Raw genomic sequence first — 17,304 nt, forward strand, 5'->3', positions numbered from 1 at the left:
GAGCCGGGGGTGAGCCGCCCGTGATCGCGTACATAGTCCGCCGTCTGCTGGTCAACGTCCTGGTCTTCCTCTTCATCAGCCTGGGTGTGTTCCTGCTGGTCCGGGCCGCGCCCGGGGACCCGGTGCGGATGATGGTCAATCCGGAGCAGCTCCAGGCCGGCGGCCCGGAGTTCCTCGCCCGCAAGCGCGCCGAGCTGGGGCTGGACCGCTCGATCGCGGTCCAGTACGGCCAGTGGCTGGGCGGCGCGCTCACCGGCGACCTGGGTTTCTCCTATGTCAGCGGACGGCCGGTCACCACGGTGCTGGGCGAGCGGCTGGGCCCGACCGTGCTGCTCATGGGCACCGCGCTGCTGATCGGGCTGGCGATCGCCGTCCCGGTCGGGGTGCTGGCGGCGGTACGCAAGAACGGGCCGGTCGACTACACGGCCGCGGTGCTCAGCCTCAGCACCATCTCGATCCCGAGCTTCTTTCTCGGCATCGTCGGAATCTATGTGTTCGCGCTCAAGCTCGGCTGGCTGCCGTCCGCGGGGATGTCCACCCCGGGCGGCGGCGGGCCGGCCGACACCCTGCGCCATCTGGTCCTGCCGGTCACCATCCTGGCGCTGTCGATCGCCGGCCCGTTCGTCCGGTACGTGCGCAGCGGGATGCTCGCCGAGCTGAGCGCCGACTACATCCGCACGGTCGAGGCCCGAGGCGCGGGGCGGATGCGGGTGCTGTTCCGCCACGCGCTGCGGAACGCCCTGATCCCGCTCATCACGGTCCTGATGATCTACATCCCGCAGTTGCTCGGCGGTGCGGTGGTGCTGGAGCAGGTCTTCGCCTGGCCGGGGATGGGGCAGCTCGCGGTGAGTTCCATCGGACAGCTCGACTATCCCGTGGTCGTCGGGTTCGCGCTCTACACCGGCGTGCTCGTCCTGCTGTGCAACCTCGCCGCGGACCTGTTCTACGCCGTGGCCGACCCGAGGATCGAACTGCGATGACGACCTTGGTGACCGATGCCGCACCGGCCGCCCGGCGGCGCTCGCCCGCGGCCCGTACCCTCCGCCGTTTCCTGCGCAACCGGCTCGCCGTGGCCGGCGCGGTGATGCTGATCGTGGCCATCGTGCTGTCGGCCTGCGCACCGCTGATCGCGCGGTACGAGCCGAACGCCGTCGATCTCGGGGCGTTCCGGCAGCCACCCTCGGCCGAGCACTGGCTGGGCACCGACTCCTCCGGCCGTGACGTGTTCGCCCGGCTGGCCCACGCGGGCCGGGTCTCCCTGGCCGTCGGGCTGCTCGCGTCGGTGGCCGCGGTGCTGGCCGGGCTGGTGCTCGGCGCCATCGCCGGGACCATCGGCGGGCTGCTGGACGCACTGATCATGCGGATCGCCGACATCGTGCTGTCATTTCCCGCGCTGATCGTCATCATCGTGCTGGCCGGCATCCTCGGGCCGAGTGTGCCGATGCTCGTGATCGTCTTCGCCGCGTGCAACTGGCCCACCGCGTGCCGGGTGGTTCGCGGCCTTGCCCTGTCCCTGCGCGAGCAGGAATATGTGCAGGCGGCGCGGTCGGCCGGCGCGGACACCGGATGGATCATCAGACGGCATATCGTGCCCGCCGTGCTCGGCCAGGTCGCGGTGGTCGGCACGCTGCTCGTCGCCCAGACGATCCTGCTGGAGGCGGTCCTGTCGTTCCTCGGGCTCGGCGTCCAGCCACCGCAGGCGAGCTGGGGCAACATGCTGACCGACGCGCAGAACCTGACGCTGATCCGGACCATGCCGTGGCTGTGGGTGCCCCCCGGCCTGGCGATCGCGCTGACCGTCCTCGCGGTCAACTTCGTCGGCGACGGCCTGCGGGATGCCGTCGACCCCAAGCAGAACCGAGGAGCAGGCCGATGAAGCACCCGGTCGAGGGTCCGCTGCTCGCCATCGACGATCTGGTCGTGGAGTTCCCCACCGAGGACGGCTTGGTCAGGGCCGTCGACGGGGTGAGCTACGACGTCGCGCCCGGCGAGATCGTCGGCGTGGTGGGCGAGTCCGGCTCGGGCAAGAGCGTGACCGCGCTGTCGGTGCTCGGCCTGATCCGGCCGCCCGGACGGGTGGCCGCCGGGCAGATCCGGTTCCGCGGCCAGGATCTGCTCCAGGCGTCCCGGCGTGAGCTGCGCACCCTGCGCGGCCGGGAGATCGGACTGATCTCCCAGGATCCGATGACCGCGCTCAACCCGGTCATCTCGGTCGGGCGGCAGATCGCCGAGGCCCTGCGCCTGCACCAGCGCGGGATGAGCAGGGCCGCCGCCCGTGAACGCGTCGTGGAGCTGCTCGGCACCGTCGGCATACCGAACCCGCGCGCACGGTACCGCGAGTATCCGCACCAGTACTCCGGCGGGATGCGGCAGCGGGCCCTGATCGCGATGGCGATGGCCAACCATCCGGCGCTGCTGATCGCGGACGAGCCGACCACGGCACTCGACGTGACCATCCAGGCCCAGGTGCTGGAGTTGCTGCGGACCGCCCAGCGGGAGACCTCGGCGGCCACCCTGCTCATCACGCACGATCTCGGTGTCATCGCCGAGCTGGCGGACCGGGTCGTGGTCATGTACGCGGGCCGGGTGATCGAGCAAGGGAACGTCCATACGGTGTTCAACGCCCCACGGCACCCCTACACCGTGGGACTGCTGTCCGGGCGGCCGTTGCTGTCCGGGGAGATCACCGAGCTACGGCCGATCCCGGGGAGCCCGCCGAGCCTGCTCACGCGGCCACCCGGGTGCCCGTTTCAGCCGCGCTGCTCCTTGGGCGGCGCCCGTACCCGGTGCGGATCCGAACGGCCGCGACTTCAGACGGTCGCGCCGGGGCATGTCAGCGCCTGCCACTACCACGATGAGCTCGGCGAACCGGCGGAGGCGGAGGTGATGGCCCGATGAACCCGGATGAGCTGCTGCGGGTGGAAGGGCTGGTCAAGCATTTCCCGGTACGGGCCGGTGTGCTCCGCCGCCAAGTCGGTGCCGTGCGAGCCGTCGACGGGGTCGACCTGAGCCTGCGGCGGGGCGAGACGCTCGGCCTGGTCGGGGAGTCGGGCTGCGGCAAGTCCACCACCGGACGCCTGATCGTACGGCTGCTCGCACCCACGGCCGGGCGCATCGAGTTCGAGGGCCGCGATCTGTCCGGGCTGCGCCCGGCGGAGCTGCGGCCATTGCGCCAGCAGATCCAGATCGTCTTCCAGGACCCCTATTCCTCGCTCTCACCGAGGCTGACCGTGCACGACATCGTGGCGGAGCCGTTGCGCATACATCGGCGGTACGGCGACGGCGGCCGCGAGCGGGTGGCCGAGCTGCTGGAGCTGGTGGGGCTGTCCGCCGAGCATGCCGGCCGCTACCCGCACGAGTTCTCCGGCGGGCAGCGGCAGCGGGTCGGGATCGCCCGCGCCCTCGCGCTCGGCCCGAAGCTGCTCGTGCTCGACGAGCCGGTGTCGGCGCTGGACGTCTCGATTCAGGCCCAGGTCGTCAACCAGCTCGCCGAGCTGCAACGGCGGCTCGACCTGGCCTACCTGTTCATCTCGCATGACCTGTCCGTCGTCCGGCACAGCTGCGACCGCATCGCGGTGATGTATCTCGGCAGGATCGTGGAGACCGGGACCCGCGAGGACATCTTCGAGCGGCCTTCCCATCCCTACACGCAGGCTCTCCTGTCGGCCGTGCCCATCGCGCACCCGGCGGACCGGGGCGCCCGGGAGCGGATCGTGCTCACCGGAGACGTACCGAATCCGACGGCGCCGCCGTCCGGGTGCCGGTTCCGAACCCGGTGCTGGAAGGCGCAGCCGCGCTGTGCGGAGGAGGAGCCGGCGCTCACGGACCGGCTGGGCGCAGGTCATCCCAGTGCCTGTCATTTCCCCGAACCCGTCAACGTTCTCGAAGAGGTGCCTCGATGAGCTCGACTGCTCGTCCTCCGGTGGCGGCGGTGCGTGCCGCGCACGGCTCGCGGCTGGTCGTCGCGTCCGGCCAGGTGGCGACCCGCGATGGCGAGCTGATCGCCGAGGGTTTGGTGGGCGATACGGTCGACCTGCCCACGGCCGGCGAGTGCGCCCGCCAGTGCGCTCTGAACGTGATCGAAGCCGTACGCGCGGAACTCGGCGGCCTCGATGCCGTCACGGCCGTGCTGCGGCTCACCGTCTACGTCGCGAGCGCGCCCGGGCTGCGCGAGCAGCACCTCGTCGCCGACGCCGCCACCGATGTGATGCTGGAGAGATTCGGAGCGCGGGGGAAGCACGCGCGGGCGGCGATCGGCGTGGCCGGTCTCCCGCTCGGCAGCCCGGTCGAGGTCGACGCGATGTTCCTGGTGAGCGATGCTCCTGGCCGGCGGGCATGACCGATCTCCTCATCACCGGCGGTCTGGTGGCCGATGGCACCGGGTCACCGCTGCGCAGGGCGGACATCGCCGTGTCGGACGGCCGGATCACCGGGGTCGGCACTGTCGCGGGGCCGGCCGCCCGCGTCATCGATGCCACCGATCGCGTCGTGTGCCCTGGGTTCATCGACTTGCACAGCCACTCCGATCTGGCCCTGCTCGGCAATCCGGCCGCGCACAGCAAGATCCGGCAGGGGGTGACCACGGAGGTGGTCGGCAACTGCGGGCTGGGCGCCGCCCCGCTGATCGCCGACGTCGACCGGGCGGCACTGCGGGCGGCCATCGCCTTCATCGACGTCGACCCTGGTCTGCGATGGACCTGGCAGGGCTTCGCGGACTACCTGGACGTCCTGGCGCGGGCCCGGCCGAGCGTCAACGTCGTGACCTTGGTGGCCCACCTGCCGCTGCGCGCGGGGGTCGTCGGGTTCGCCGACCGCCCAGCCACACCGGCCGAGCTGAGCCGGATGTGCGGGCACCTCGCGGAGGCACTGGACGCCGGTGCGGCCGGACTGAGCACCGGGCTGGTGTACGCACCGCTCTGCTACGCCGCGGAGGACGAGCTGACCGCCCTCGCCAGAGTGGTCGCCGCACACGATCGAATCTTCGCCTGGCACGTACGCGACTACGGCGATGACCTCCTCGAATCGGTGCGGCAGGCGCTGCGGGTCGCGCGGAGCAGCGGCTGTCGCGTCCAGATCTCCCACCTGGCCGCAGTCGGACGGCGCAACTGGGGCAAGGTCGCAGCGGCGCTCACGATGATCGACGAGGCCCGGGCGGGCGGCGCCCGGGTCACCGCCGACGTCTACCCGTACCTGGCGGGCAGTGCGAACCTGTCCCAGCTCCTCCCGGCATGGGCGCACGCGGGCGGCGGCTCGGCGATGACCGCCCGGCTGGCCGACCCGGCCGTACGGCAGCGGATCCGCCGGGAGTGGGCCGACGCGTTCTGGAGCTGGGACGACATCATGGTCGGCTCCGTCCCCGAATCAGGTGATCGCGAGGCGGCCGGACGTACCATCGCGGAGCTCACCGCTGAGCGCGGCCAGTCCGGCGACGACGTGGTCATGGACCTGGTGGCCGCCTACGGCAACGCGGTGTCCATGGTCGCGTTCGGCCGGTCCGAGGACGATCTGCGCACGGCCCTGCGGCACCCGGCTGTGGCCATCGGCTCCGATGGATTCGCGCTCGACCCCGACGGCGTCGGCGGCGAAGGGGTCCCTCACCCGCGCTCGTACGGCTGTTACCCTCGGCTGCTGGCCCGCTACGCCGGTTCGAGCGAACTGACCCTGGAAGATGCCGTGCACAAGAGCAGCGGCCTGCCCGCGGAGCTGTACGGTCTGACCGATCGTGGGGTCCTCCGCCCCGGCGCCGCGGCCGACCTGGTCGTGCTCGATCCCGGCACGATCGGCGATCGCGCCACCTTCACAGACCCCCATCGCTTCCCGGCCGGCATCGAGGTCGTAATGGTCAACGGAGCCTTGGCCGTCACCGGCGGCACACACACCTCAGCGCGCACCGGGATGGTCCTGCGCGCCCACGGACAGATCGGAGCACGCCCATGACACGTCCCACGAAGGCCAGCCGGCCTCCGTCGGTCGATGACGCACGCCCGGCCGCGGCCAACTACCACGCGCATGCGCTGGCCCGCGGCCTGGCGCTACTGGAAGAACTGGCCCGGGCCCGCGAGCCGGTCACCCTCAACGACCTGGCCGACACGACCGGGCTGCCCAAGAGCACGCTGGTGCGGCTGCTCGCGGTGCTCGCTGAGACCGAGTACGTCGTCAGGGTCGACGACCGGCCCGCCTACCGGCTGGGGCACAAGGTGCTCGGCCTGTCCACCGCGTACCTCTCGGTGCTGGACGTGGCCTCCGCGGCCCGCGGCAGTCTCACCGAGCTCGCCGAGATCAGCGGGCAGACCGCGAATCTCGGCGTGCTGGACGGCCGCCAGGTCCTGCACGTGTGCGTGGAGGAGCCCGACCGGCCCGTCCGCTACACCGCCGTCAGCGGCTCGCGCGCCGACACCTACTGCACGGGCCTGGGCAAGCTGCTGCTCGCCGGGCTGGACGAGCAAGAGGTGGCCGCGCATGTGCCGGACGAGCCGTACGCCGCCCGGACCGCCCGGACCATCACCGACCTGCACGGGCTGCTCCAGGACCTGCGTAAGGTGCGCCGCCAGGGCTACGCGTTCGACAACGACGAGTACAGCGTCGGGCTCCGATGCATCGCCGTACCACTGGAGATCGACGGGCAATGGCTCGCGTCGATCAGCATCTCGGGACCCTCAGGGGAGTTCAGCGCCGACCGGCGTACCGGCTATCTCGGTCACCTGAACGCCACTGCGGCGGCGATGACGGCCGACCCCGATCTGGTGGCCGGTCTCCGCTTCCTCTCGCACTCCCTGGTGGCGGGCAGAGGACGGATCGAATGATCGACGTGCACACCCACTGCATGCTCGCCGAGCACTGGGGCTGCGAGTTCGAGGAGCACTGGCGCCCGGTCTACGGAAAGGGCTGGCCGGACGTCCGGCCCGACGACTACGACCGGGCGATGCGGCCCGTGCGCACCGCGTTCGTGTTCGGAATCCGGGCCACCGCCGCCGGGGTCGCCACCCCCAACGAGTACGTCGCCCGATTCTGCGAGGACACCCGGACCGACACCGTCGGCTTCATGGCCCTCGACCCGGCCGACCCGGACCTGCTGGAACAAATGGCCGACGGGATCCGGCGCGGACTGCGCGGCATCAAGCTCTACCCGGTGCTTTCGCACTCCGATCCCCGCGACCCGGCTCACGACCCGTTCTACGAGGCGGCCGAGCAGGCCGGGTTGATCGTGCTCTGGCACATGGGTGCCACCCCCAGCCCCGTCGGAGACCTGGAGATGAGCAGTCCGCTCATCCTCGACGCGGTGGCCCGCAGGCATCCCGGGCTCACCCAGATCATCGCCCACCTCGGCCATCCCTGGCAGCGCGAGACCCTGATCCTGCTGCGCAAGCACCGGCGCGTCTTCGCCGACGTCTCAGCGAACTGGGCCCGGCCACTGGACGGTTTCCTCGCCCTTGCCCGGGCCCAGGAGTGGGGCGTCACCGGCAAGCTGCTGTTCGGCTCCGACTACCCGCTGTGGACCCCCGACCAGGCCGTCGAAGGGCTCCGCGCGCTCGTCGACATCCGGATCCCCGGCCACCCCGGAGTGTCCAAGACCACCGTGGAGCAGCTCCTCGACACCGACACCCGAGAACTCCTGGGCGTGACATGACCGGGGAGCCACTGCACGAGCTGCCCACCCCGGCGCTGGTGGCCGACCGCCATCGGCTGACCCGCAACATCGCCGACATGGCCGCACTCACCGATCGCGCGGGCGTGCGGCTGCGTCCGCACTTCAAGACCTCCAAGTGCCTGCAGGTGGCCCGGCTCCAGCTCGACCACGGCGCCATCGGCTTCACCTGCGCCACCCCGGCCGAGGTCACCCTGCTCCAGGACGCCGGCGTCCCGGACCTGCTCTGGGCACACCAGCCGATCGGCCCTGCAAAGGTCGGCTTCGCCGTCCAGGCCAACACCAAGAGCACCGTCACGGTCGCCCTCGACTCGGTCGAAGCCGCGACCCCGTTGGCCTCAGCGGCCTCGGCGGCGGGCGTCCGGGTGCCCTACCTCATCGAGGTGGACACCGGGCTCGGCCGAGCCGGAGTCGCCCCCGACCGCACGCCGGCCCTGGCAGCGGCTCTCGCCCGCCTTCCCGGTCTCGAACTGCGCGGCGTCTTCACCCACGAAGGCCACCTGGCCCGGCACGTCGCGGACCGAGACGAACTCCGCACCGCCGGAAGACAAGCCGGGACGACACTTTCCGAGGTCGCCCGCACCCTCACCGACGCCGGACACCGGTGCGAAACAGTCTCCGTCGGCTCCACTCCCGGCGCCGACTCAGCGCCCTTCGCACCAGGCATCACCGAGGCCCGGCCCGGCACCTACGTCTACTACGACGCCAACCAGGTCGCCCTCGGCAGCGCCACCGCCGACAGGTGCGCGCTCACCGTGCTCACCACCGTGGTCAGCACCCCCCGCCCCGGCACCGCCATCACCGACGCCGGACTCAAGGCGATGAGCTCCGACGCCTCCGTACACGGCACCGGCTTCGGCACCATCACCCCCGACCTGGCCTTCCACACTGCCAACGAGGAACACGGCTACCTCTCCGGCCCCGGCTGCACCAGCCTCCAGGTCGGCGACCAACTCCAAGTGGTGCCCAACCACGCCTGCGGCACCGTGAACATGTGGAGCACCATCCACGTCACCGAGGACGGCATCGTGACCGACCGCTGGCCGATCCGCGCCCGCCGCTAAGGAACGCCCCGTGAACAGACGATGGGTCCTCACCGCCCCACGCCAGATGGAGCTCCAGACCTTTGCGGCGCCCGAACCCGCGCCCGACGAGGTCACCGTCCGCACCGAGATCAGTGCCGTCAGCGCGGGAAGCGAACTACACGCGTACCGCACCGGCCCGAGCGCGTTCATGGAAAGCCCCGGCTACCTGACCGTCGGGACCATAACGGCGAAGGGCAGCCAAGCCCAGAGCCTTCAACTAGGAGACCGGGTCTTCGTCCCTGCGCCCCACGGTGGCCTCACCACCATGCCCGCCCACAGAGCTGTGCCGGTGCCCCCTGAACTGCCCTCGGAGGAAGCCGTACTGACCTACCTGGCCAGCCTCGGCCTGTACTGCCTGCACGCCGGGACCTACCAGGCAGGCGAGAATGTGGCGGTCATCGGCCTGGGCGTCGTAGGCGTGTGCGCGGCTTTGGTGGCCGCCCTCGCGGGCGCCCGCGTCCACGCGGTGGACACCGACGACGCTCGCCTCGGCCTGGCCGCCGAGCTCGGTCTGCACACCTGGAACGCCCGTCCTGCGGACCTACAGGACGAGATCCTCTCTGCCTCCCCACAGGGCATTGACCTGGTCGTAGAGACCAGCGGTGTCTGGGCCGGCCTGGACACCGCAGCCCGCCTATGCCGATCCGGCAGCCGCATCTGCGTCCTCGGCGTCTACCGCGACCCGCCCTCCCGAGAAACCGGAACCGCCCTGCACGAACGCCTGCTGAGCTTCCCAGCCCGCTTTCACTACGAGAACCTCCGGCTGATCGGCTGCGCCAACCACCCCTGGGAAGGCCCCGGCTCCCAGATCACCCGCTGGTCCGTCCAGCGAGCACTCCATTACCTGATGGAATGCCAGGTAGACGAACGCCTCGCCCTCTCTCCCGTCATCACCCACCGCATCCCCCCGGAGGGCCTGCCCGACCTCTACCATCGCCTGGACACCGGCGACCGCTCCATCCTCGCCGCAGTCATCCACTGGCCCTGACACCGCACCACCCAACGCGGGACGAGTCCGACGAACGGGGCCGTCGCTGCGTCAGGCCGCCAGCCGGAACGGTCCGGCGATGTGTCGATGTGCGCGCGGCGCCGTTCGTCTAAGAGGCACACCCTCCCGGCAGGGGAGGGGGAACTCACACCCACGTGAAGGGGAAACCGTGCATGTTGACCAAGAACTCGCCTCGATCCCGGTCCCGCGCAGCCTGGCCGAGCGGCGGGCCCATGCCCGAAACCGGCTCGAAACCGGCTTCCAGATGTGGCTGGCCACCGGCAGCAATGGTCATGGTGCGCATCTGATCCCCGTGGCCCATGTGTGGGACGGCTCGGCCCTGTATACCGCGACCTTTACTCAGAGCCGCACTGTCGCCAACATCAAAGGACACCCGCAAGCGCGGGTCGCTCTCGGCGACACCGCCGACGTCGTCATGATCGATACCAGCGCGTCGCTCATGGACGTCCCCGACATCGACGCTGACATCGCCGAGCGCTACGCCAAGGTTTCCACAGACCCCCGTACCTCCCCAGAGGGCATGTTCGTCTACCTGCGCCTGCACCCCAGGCGCATCCAGGTCTGGAATGGCTTTCACGAATTCGTTGGGCGCACGGTCATGCGGGATGGCCGATGGCTGGACAACCCAGTCGACTGAGGCGATCTCACAATCATCGACCCGGAGGCAGGACCGGGCCGTGCCCCTCCCGTAAGGGGCATGGCCCGGCCGACCGGATCAGTGTCCGGGGCACTGCTTCCATTCGAAGTGGTAGACGGTGCCAAAGCGGCTGTCGGTGGAGTCGAAGGAGATGAAGCTGGTCTCTTCGGGCTTGGAGGTGCCCTCGTCGACGCGCAGTTCGGCGTCGATGTGGAAGTTGCGGTCCTCGCCGCAGGGCTTCCAGACGAGTTCGGCGACCGGGTTGCGGTCGGTGAACTGCCAGCTCTTGGAGTACTTGCCGTGGATGGTGTGGCTGACGGATGTCGTCCGCGACACGCCCTGGTGGTAGTAGACCGCGCGTACCAGCCCGGACGCGCCGTCGGCCAGCTTCGCGTAGCCGCGGTAATCGGTGCCGGCGATGGCGTAGGTGAAGCCCTGCGGGACATGGACGCCAAGGTCGAGTTGGCAGAACTTGCGCTGGTCGGCGGGGCTGGAATTTCCGCCGGCCTGTGCCGTGTGTTCGCTGTAGGTGACGGTGAACGCGGTGTTGTCCTCAGCCGCGGCCACGGCTGCGGTGTGAGGAGGGCAGCCGGAGCCGTTCATCGAGAGGACCTGAATGGTGATCCGTCCCGGTGGGGGCTCTTTCGGTGCCGCAGCCGACGCCGCGGGGGCCATACCCACGCACAGCGCGAGAGCGGACAGGCAGGCCGCCGAAGGCGTCACTCCCTTGCGCATGGATTCTTCCCCTTCAAGGACTACTTTTGGGGAGGGCAGGGCTTCCAAGCGTAGTGGTAGGTCGTCTTGATGGTGTTGTCTGTGGAGTCCATGGTGATGAGGCTGACCTTTGAGGGGATGGAAGTCCCTTGGTCCACTCGCAGTTCCGTGTTGATGTTGAAGTTCCGCTCCTCGCCGCACGGTTTCCATACGAGCTGGGACACGTTCACCTTGTCGGTGGACTGCCAGCTCTTGCCGTAGGGGCCGTTCAGGGAATGCGAGTACTGCCTGGTGCTCGGATCGCCTTGGAAGTAGTAGCTGGCGAGCTGGGTGGCGTTCGCGCCGGCCTGCAAGGAGGCGTAGCCGCGGTAGTCCGTCGAGGCAATGGCGTAGGTGTAGCCCTGCGGGACGTGCACGGTCATGTTGATCTGGCAGTTCTTACGGGCGTCGGGGGGACTCGATGCGCCACCCGTCTGGGCCGTGTACTTGCTGTAGGTGACGGTGAACGCCTCGTTGTCCTTCGACAGGGCGACCGCGGCACTCTTGGGCGGGCATCCGGAGCCGTTGACGGTCGCGATCTCGATGGTGACTCCGATGGGGCCGCGGGAGAGCAATTGCTCGGACGCGGCGGCGGCGGGGGCGACGGACGCGGCGGTCATGGCGAGCGCGGCGGCAGCGGCGGAAATGGCGATCCCTTTACGCATGCGATTCCTCTTTGCTGGAGAGTGGGCGCGTTCTTTCTTCGGCGGCCGAAGGGGCGGGCGCCGGGTATCTGGGTTGAACAGATACAGTCAATGACTGTAGATCCAGGATCTCAACGGAGAGTAACTTTCGTGTCAAGTGTTGTCAATCACAGCTTTTCAACCTATTTCGATCCGCGTTCAATTGACAAGCAAGGGCGCTTCGTTCAACTTGATCATCGGTTATCGAGCGTCAATACCGACCTTTTGACAAGGATCGTTCCATCGCGCTTCGCGGCCGCCGCCGGGGCCGTGAGCAGGCAGGACGCGTATCGGGGAATGGCCGGAAACGGTCGCCCCGCTGTCATAGTTCGTTCCCCGCCGTCCCCTTTTCAGGTGGCGGCCGGTGCGGGCATGGACGGCAGGGGCAGGGCGCCGCTACTCCGGTGGGGCGGCGACTTTGCGTACTGTCACCTCTGCCGGTGACACGGCCGCTCCCTGCGGTGTGCTGTAGGTGAGCCTGGGGATCCGCTCGCCGGTGGCACGGTCGACCAGGGACGAGTGCGGCTCGCCGGGCTCGAAGGCGTGCCGTTCGCCCCACTGACGCAGGCTGAGCACCAGGTCGAACAGGTCCCGCCCTCGGTCGGTGAGTACGTACTCCTGGTACCGGCTGCCGTCCGAGGCCGGTTCGAGACGGAGCACGCCCGCGTCGACCAGGTTGCGCAGGCGTGCGCTGAGGATGTTCTTGGCGACGCCGAGACTGCGCTGGAACTCCCCGAAGCGGCGGGCGCCGTCGAAGGCGTCCCTGACGACCAGCAGCGACCACTTGTCGCCCACGATGTCGGCCGTCCGCGCGACCGGGCAGGTCGGGTCCGTCCATGTCTCGCCCACGGCGCCGCCCTCTCGTGGTTGCAAAATGAAACCGATCGCCGTACTCTCCAAACTGGTTTCAGTTTACTACCACGCGGTGGGGACGGCACGCTCCTTCTCGCCGGTTCGCCCTGCCCTGAACTGGGGAAACGATGACACCTGACAATGCGCCGCCCGGCGAGAGCCCGCAGGAGGCGAGGATCGGCACCGGCCTCGCGCTCCTGCTGGCCGTCGCGTGCGGCGTGTCGGTCGCCAATATCTACTACGCGGAACCGGTCCTGGACAGGATCGGCCACGACCTCGGGATCGCCCCGGCCGACCTGGGGATCGTCGACACCGTGACGCAGTCCGGCTACCTTCTCGGCCTGGTGCTGATCGTGCCGCTCGGCGACCTGATGAACCGGCGCGTGCTGATCATCGTGCAGTGCACGGTCGTCGCGGCGGCTCTCGTGGCCGTGTCGCTGGCGCGGGCTCCCGTCGTGTTCCTGATCGCGATCGGCGTCGTCGGGCTGTTCTCGGTCGTGGTCCAGGTCATCGTCGCGTACGCGGCCGTGCTCAGCGATCCCCGGTCCAGGGGACGGACGGTCGGCGTGGTCACCAGCGGCGTCGTCTGCGGCATCCTCCTGGCCAGAACGCTGTCCGGTCTGCTCGCCGAGGCGTTCGGGTGGCGCTCGGTCTACGTCGTGTCGGCGCTGATGAGCCTGACGCTCGCCCTGACCCTCTCGCGCTTGCTGCCGCGCGACCTCGTTTCGCGGCAGCACGTCTCGTACGGCCGTCTCGTCACCTCGGTCTTCACGCTCACCGCACGCGAGCGGACCTTCCGTGTCCGGAGCCTGATCGGGCTGTTCATGTTCGCCGGATTCGGCGCGCTGTGGGGCTCGGTCGTGCTTCCGCTGACCGCCGAGCCCTGGCACCTGTCGAGCGGCCAGGTGGGGCTGTTCGGGATCGCGGGCGCCGCCGGTGCCCTCGGCGCCGCGCGCGCCGGGACGCTGGCGGATCGCGGCCTCGGACGGCGTGTCACCGGGTCCGCCCTCGTCCTCTTCCTCCTCTCCTGGGCGCTGATCGCCCAGGCACCGCACTCGCTGATCGCGCTGGGCGCCGGCATCGTCCTTCTCGACTTCGCGGGCCAGGCCCTCCACGTGACCAACCAGAACATGATCATCAACATCCGTCCCGGCGCGGGCAGCAGGCTCATCGGCAGCTACATGGTCTATTACTCCGTCGGCATCGCCGGTGGCGCGATCACCGCGACGACCGTCTACGGCGCCTGGGGATGGAGCGCGGTCTGCGCGCTCGGGGCCGCCTACGGCACGGCGGCGCTGGCGATATGGGCGCTGGACGAGTTCCTGACCTCGCGCCGTCCCCGGGCCGGACGACCCGCAACGGCGGTGGACCACCGTTCCCCGTCCCTTTCCCTTCGGAGGCCGGCATGACCAGCAACAATCATTCGAACGCCACGGCGGCTGTGCACCATCGCACCGCGACGGTGCGCGGTCTCAAAGTCGCCTATCGGGAAGCCGGTGCGCGAACCGCGCCCACCATCGTGCTGCTGCATGGTTTTCCCACCGCCTCGCATATGTTCAGCGGGCTGATCGAAGACCTGGCGGGCACGTATCACGTCCTCGCTCCCGACTACATCGGCTTCGGCGCCTCCGACGCACCGGCCCCGGACCGATTCAAGTACACCTTCGAGAATCTCGCGACGGTCACGTCCGAACTGCTGGACCAGCTCGGCGCCGAGCGATTCGCGCTCTACATCCAGGACTACGGCGCCCCGATCGGGTTGCGGATCGCCGAACGCCGGCCGGGCCTCGTCTCCGCCCTCATCGTGCAGAACGGCAACGCCTACCTGGAGGGCATCACCCCTTTCTGGGACGCTCTGCGCCCGTACTGGAAGGACCGCGAGACGCACCTGCCCGCCGTCCGGGAGCTGCTGAGCAGCGACGACTTCCACTGGACCTACACCCACGGTGTCCCGGCCGAGCGGCTTGACCGCGTCAACCCCGACAACCGGGCGCTCGACCGCCTCAGGATGGACCGTCCTGGGAACGTCGACGCCCAGGCACAGCTGTTCTGGGACTACCAGAACAACCTCGATTTCTATCCGGCCTTCCACGCCTATTTCCGGTCCCACCGTCCCCCCACCCTCATCGCCTGGGGCAGGCACGACGAGATCTTCGGAGCCGACGGCGCCCGCGCCTTTCTCCGCGACCTTCCGGACGCCGAACTCCACCTGCTCGACGCGAGCCACTTCGCGCTCGAAACCCATCGGGAGGAGATCGCCGCACTGATCCACGACTTCCTGCCCCGCGCCCTGCACCGGCCCGGCCGGGACTGACGCCGCTTTTTGGACGACCCGGCGCGCGCCGGGTCGTCCAAAGAGCATTCTCACCGGCTATCTGGCGAGCTGCTCGGGCTCGTGAGAATGACGAGCCGCTGGGTCGCCCGGGTCATCGCGACATAGCGGTCGACCGCACCTTCGATGCCCTCGCCGAACGTTTCCGGGTCGATGAGGACGACCAGGTCGAATTCGAGTCCCTTCGCCAGCTCCGGCGTCAGCGAACGGACGCGGGACGTCTCCCGGAACGCGGGGTCGCCGATGACGCAGGCGGTCCCTTCGCCATGCGCGGCGAGCCAGGTGTCGAGGATCGAGCCCAGATCCGAAACGGGTCCGTGGACGACGGGGACGCCGCCACTGCGGATGGAGGCCGGCACGTTGGCGTCCGGGAGCACGGCCCGGATGACCGGTTCGGCCTCTGCCATGACCTCCTCCGGTGTCCGGTAGTTGGTGCTCAGGGAGGCCGGCTTGATCCGGTCGAGCCCGATCCGCTCAAGCCGTTCCCGCCACGACTCGGTGAACCCGTGCCTGGCCTGGGCGCGGTCCCCGACGATGGTGAAGCTCCGGGACGGGCAGCGCAGCAGCAGCATCTGCCACTCCGCGTCGGTGAGCTCCTGGGCCTCGTCCACGACGATGTGCGCGAACGGCCCGGCGAGCAGGTCCGGGTCGGCGCTGGGGAGCGCGGTCTCGTCGACCAGGGTGTTCTGCGCGTCCTGGACTCGCAGCATCATCACCAGGCCCTCGCCGTCGTCACCGTCGGCGCCGGAGACGGCGGCGGCCTCGATGAGGTTGTCGACGACCTGTGCCATGCGCTCGCGCTGGGCGGCGAGGGCGGCCTCGTGCCGGCGCCTGCGCCGGGACACCTCCGGGTCGCCGAGCCGCTGCCGCGCCGCGTCCAGGAGCGGCAGGTCGGACACCGTCCACGCCTGGGCGTCCGCGCGCTGGAGCGCCTGAGCGTCGTCCGGGCCGAGCCAGGGAGCGCACAGCCGCAGGTAGGCGGGCACCGACCACAGGTCTCCGACGAGGTCGGTCGCTTCGAGCAGCGGCCACGCCCTGTTGAGGGCCGTGACCAGCTCCTTGTCCTGCAGCAGCGACTTCCGCAGCAGGTCGGACGAGACGTCGTCGTCGTGCTTGTCCATCAGGATCGTGACCAGTTCCTCCCAGATCTGGTCGCGCGCCTCGTTGTGCGGGGTGCCGGGTTCCGGTGCCTCGAACGCCTCGGCCCAGTCGTCGGCGCTCAGCCAGACGTCGGACCAGTGGGTCGTGACCGTCATGCCCTGGACGGGCGGCCTCTCGTAGAACCTGACGGCCGCCTCGATCGCCTTCACCAGTTTCGCGGACGACTTCAGGCGGGCCACGTCCGGATCGGTCTCGACCGGTGCTCCGGCTCCCTCGGGGACGAGGTCCCGCAGGGTGCAGGTCTGCACGCCCTCCTCTCCGAGGCTTGGGAGGACGTCGGCGACGTAGGCCAGGTAGGGCTGGTGCGGACCGACGAACAGCACGCCGCCCCGGCGGTGACCGAGGCGGGGGTCGGAGTAGAGGAGATAGGCGGAGCGGTGCAGGGCGACGACGGTCTTCCCCGTCCCCGGACCGCCGTCGACGACCAGAGCGCCGCTGGAACCCGCGCGGATGATGGCGTCCTGGTCGGCCTGGATGGTGCTGAGCACGTCCCGCATCCGGGACGAGCGGTGACCGCCCAGGCTGGCGATGAAGGCGGACTGGTCGTCCAGCGCGGCGTGCCCTTCGAACCCGTCCGAGGTGAACACCTCGTCCCAGTAGTCGTTGATCCGGCCGCCGGTCCAGCGGTACCTGCGGCGGCTCGCCAGCCCCATCGGGTCGGCGTGGGTCGCTCCGAAGAACGGTTCGGCCGCGGGGGAACGCCAGTCGAGCAGTAGCCGGCGGCCCGCGCCGTCCTTGAGGCCGAGCCGTCCGATGTACACGGGCTCGGGATCGTCCGCGCCGACGATCCGTCCGAGGCACAGGTCCAGACCGAAGCGGCGCAGGGCGCGCAGGCGACCGGTCAGCCGGTGGATCTCCATGTCCCGGTCCAGCGCCTTCTGGCCGAGACCGCCCGGCGCCTTGCGCTCGGCGTCGAGGCGGTCGGACAGGTCGGCGATCGAGTGCTCCAGGCTCTCCGCGATGGCCGCGAAGTGCCGCTCATCGTCGGCGATCAGCGCCGGGTCGGCCTTGGGGGCGAGGTGGTCGGGAAGGTCGAACGCGCTGTCGGTCAGGGGACTCACGTCATCGGCTCCGTTCCGAGATACGTACGGTGAGGTCCGGTTCGGCGCTCACGAGCGCGGCTGGACTCTGCTGTGACTGAGGAAGA

Annotated in this window: 17 protein-coding genes; 13 read left to right on the top strand and 4 right to left on the bottom strand. The window is 69.8% G+C overall.

Annotation, left to right across the window (positions count from 1 at the left end; genetic code table 11):
• Positions 1-20: 20 nt before the first annotated feature.
• The 11 genes from E1298_RS02985 to E1298_RS03035 all read left to right on the top strand — a co-directional run bounded on the left by E1298_RS02985 (position 21) and on the right by E1298_RS03035 (position 10,376).
• Positions 21-980, top strand: coding sequence for an ABC transporter permease (locus tag E1298_RS02985; protein ID WP_131889174.1), 960 nt, complete (start codon positions 21-23; stop codon positions 978-980).
• The gene (gene opp4C / locus E1298_RS02990; protein WP_131889175.1) at positions 977-1,876 is read left to right on the top strand and encodes an oligopeptide ABC transporter permease; all 900 of its coding nucleotides are present in this window, start codon (positions 977-979) and stop codon (positions 1,874-1,876) included. Before E1298_RS02985 ends, opp4C begins: the two co-directional genes overlap by 4 nt.
• The gene (locus tag E1298_RS02995) at positions 1,873-2,898 is read left to right on the top strand and encodes an ABC transporter ATP-binding protein (protein ID WP_207944406.1); all 1,026 of its coding nucleotides are present in this window, start codon (positions 1,873-1,875) and stop codon (positions 2,896-2,898) included. The genes opp4C and E1298_RS02995 overlap by 4 nt, the downstream gene beginning before the upstream one ends.
• Complete coding sequence (locus tag E1298_RS03000; protein WP_131889176.1) at positions 2,895-3,902, top strand: ABC transporter ATP-binding protein; 1,008 nt, start codon at positions 2,895-2,897, stop codon at positions 3,900-3,902. The genes E1298_RS02995 and E1298_RS03000 overlap by 4 nt, the downstream gene beginning before the upstream one ends.
• Positions 3,899-4,339, top strand: coding sequence for a RidA family protein (locus E1298_RS03005; protein WP_131889177.1), 441 nt, complete (start codon positions 3,899-3,901; stop codon positions 4,337-4,339). The genes E1298_RS03000 and E1298_RS03005 overlap by 4 nt, the downstream gene beginning before the upstream one ends.
• Positions 4,336-5,937, top strand: coding sequence for an N-acyl-D-amino-acid deacylase family protein (locus tag E1298_RS03010; RefSeq protein WP_131889178.1), 1,602 nt, complete (start codon positions 4,336-4,338; stop codon positions 5,935-5,937). The genes E1298_RS03005 and E1298_RS03010 overlap by 4 nt, the downstream gene beginning before the upstream one ends.
• On the top strand, positions 5,934-6,803 hold the full coding sequence (locus E1298_RS03015; RefSeq protein WP_131889179.1) for an IclR family transcriptional regulator: 870 nt from the start codon (positions 5,934-5,936) through the stop codon (positions 6,801-6,803). Before E1298_RS03010 ends, E1298_RS03015 begins: the two co-directional genes overlap by 4 nt.
• Positions 6,800-7,627, top strand: coding sequence for an amidohydrolase family protein (locus E1298_RS03020; protein WP_165975268.1), 828 nt, complete (start codon positions 6,800-6,802; stop codon positions 7,625-7,627). Before E1298_RS03015 ends, E1298_RS03020 begins: the two co-directional genes overlap by 4 nt.
• On the top strand, positions 7,624-8,709 hold the full coding sequence (locus tag E1298_RS03025) for an alanine racemase (protein ID WP_131889181.1): 1,086 nt from the start codon (positions 7,624-7,626) through the stop codon (positions 8,707-8,709). The genes E1298_RS03020 and E1298_RS03025 overlap by 4 nt, the downstream gene beginning before the upstream one ends.
• A 10-nt stretch (positions 8,710-8,719) precedes the next feature.
• Positions 8,720-9,718 (top strand): zinc-dependent alcohol dehydrogenase, encoded by a 999-nt coding sequence (locus tag E1298_RS03030; protein WP_131889182.1) that lies wholly within the window; start codon positions 8,720-8,722, stop codon positions 9,716-9,718.
• Positions 9,719-9,887: 169 nt separating this feature from the next.
• Positions 9,888-10,376 carry a pyridoxamine 5'-phosphate oxidase family protein gene (locus E1298_RS03035; RefSeq protein WP_207944407.1) on the top strand — a complete coding sequence of 163 codons (489 nt, stop codon included), beginning with the start codon at positions 9,888-9,890 and terminating at the stop codon, positions 10,374-10,376.
• A 78-nt stretch (positions 10,377-10,454) separates the two neighbouring features.
• Here the strand turns inward: E1298_RS03035 and E1298_RS03040 are convergent, their stop codons facing one another.
• From E1298_RS03040 to E1298_RS03050, 3 genes are all read right to left on the bottom strand, one after another.
• Positions 10,455-11,111, bottom strand: coding sequence for a DUF4360 domain-containing protein (locus E1298_RS03040; protein ID WP_131889183.1), 657 nt, complete (start codon positions 11,109-11,111; stop codon positions 10,455-10,457).
• Positions 11,112-11,131: 20 nt separating this feature from the next.
• The gene (locus E1298_RS03045; RefSeq protein WP_131889184.1) at positions 11,132-11,794 is read right to left on the bottom strand and encodes a DUF4360 domain-containing protein; all 663 of its coding nucleotides are present in this window, start codon (positions 11,792-11,794) and stop codon (positions 11,132-11,134) included.
• Positions 11,795-12,208: 414 nt separating this feature from the next.
• Positions 12,209-12,661, bottom strand: coding sequence for a winged helix-turn-helix transcriptional regulator (locus E1298_RS03050; protein WP_131889185.1), 453 nt, complete (start codon positions 12,659-12,661; stop codon positions 12,209-12,211).
• Between the two features lie 131 nt (positions 12,662-12,792).
• Here E1298_RS03050 and E1298_RS03055 point away from each other — a divergent pair, with 131 nt between their 5' ends.
• Both E1298_RS03055 and E1298_RS03060 read left to right on the top strand, forming a co-directional pair.
• The gene (locus E1298_RS03055; protein ID WP_131889186.1) at positions 12,793-14,073 is read left to right on the top strand and encodes an MFS transporter; all 1,281 of its coding nucleotides are present in this window, start codon (positions 12,793-12,795) and stop codon (positions 14,071-14,073) included.
• Positions 14,070-14,978: an alpha/beta fold hydrolase gene (locus tag E1298_RS03060; RefSeq protein ID WP_131889187.1), complete on the top strand. Its 909-nt coding sequence runs from the start codon at positions 14,070-14,072 to the stop codon at positions 14,976-14,978. Before E1298_RS03055 ends, E1298_RS03060 begins: the two co-directional genes overlap by 4 nt.
• A gap of 50 nt (positions 14,979-15,028) precedes the next feature.
• Here E1298_RS03060 and helR read toward each other — a convergent pair whose 3' ends face one another.
• Positions 15,029-17,218, bottom strand: a complete 2,190-nt coding sequence (gene helR / locus E1298_RS03065; RefSeq protein WP_131889188.1) for an RNA polymerase recycling motor ATPase HelR — start codon at positions 17,216-17,218, stop codon at positions 15,029-15,031.
• Positions 17,219-17,304: the final 86 nt, after the last annotated feature.

Source organism: Actinomadura rubrisoli (genome assembly GCF_004349215.1).
Classification (GTDB): Bacteria; Actinomycetota; Actinomycetes; order Streptosporangiales; family Streptosporangiaceae; genus Spirillospora; species Spirillospora rubrisoli.

Excerpts from the sequence above, each read along its gene's own strand:
- E1298_RS03020 (WP_165975268.1), top strand. The coding sequence starts at position 6,800 with ATGATCGACGTGCACACCCACTGCATGCTCGCCGAGCACTGGGGCTGC.
- E1298_RS03010 (WP_131889178.1), top strand. The coding sequence starts at position 4,336 with ATGACCGATCTCCTCATCACCGGCGGTCTGGTGGCCGATGGCACCGGG.
- E1298_RS03025 (WP_131889181.1), top strand. The coding sequence starts at position 7,624 with ATGACCGGGGAGCCACTGCACGAGCTGCCCACCCCGGCGCTGGTGGCC.
- opp4C (WP_131889175.1), top strand. The coding sequence starts at position 977 with ATGACGACCTTGGTGACCGATGCCGCACCGGCCGCCCGGCGGCGCTCG.
- E1298_RS03045 (WP_131889184.1), bottom strand. The coding sequence starts at position 11,794 with ATGCGTAAAGGGATCGCCATTTCCGCCGCTGCCGCCGCGCTCGCCATG.
- E1298_RS03015 (WP_131889179.1), top strand. The coding sequence starts at position 5,934 with ATGACACGTCCCACGAAGGCCAGCCGGCCTCCGTCGGTCGATGACGCA.
- E1298_RS02995 (WP_207944406.1), top strand. The coding sequence starts at position 1,873 with ATGAAGCACCCGGTCGAGGGTCCGCTGCTCGCCATCGACGATCTGGTC.
- E1298_RS03040 (WP_131889183.1), bottom strand. The coding sequence starts at position 11,111 with ATGCGCAAGGGAGTGACGCCTTCGGCGGCCTGCCTGTCCGCTCTCGCG.
- E1298_RS03055 (WP_131889186.1), top strand. The coding sequence starts at position 12,793 with ATGACACCTGACAATGCGCCGCCCGGCGAGAGCCCGCAGGAGGCGAGG.
- E1298_RS03005 (WP_131889177.1), top strand. The coding sequence starts at position 3,899 with ATGAGCTCGACTGCTCGTCCTCCGGTGGCGGCGGTGCGTGCCGCGCAC.
- E1298_RS03060 (WP_131889187.1), top strand. The coding sequence starts at position 14,070 with ATGACCAGCAACAATCATTCGAACGCCACGGCGGCTGTGCACCATCGC.
- E1298_RS03000 (WP_131889176.1), top strand. The coding sequence starts at position 2,895 with ATGAACCCGGATGAGCTGCTGCGGGTGGAAGGGCTGGTCAAGCATTTC.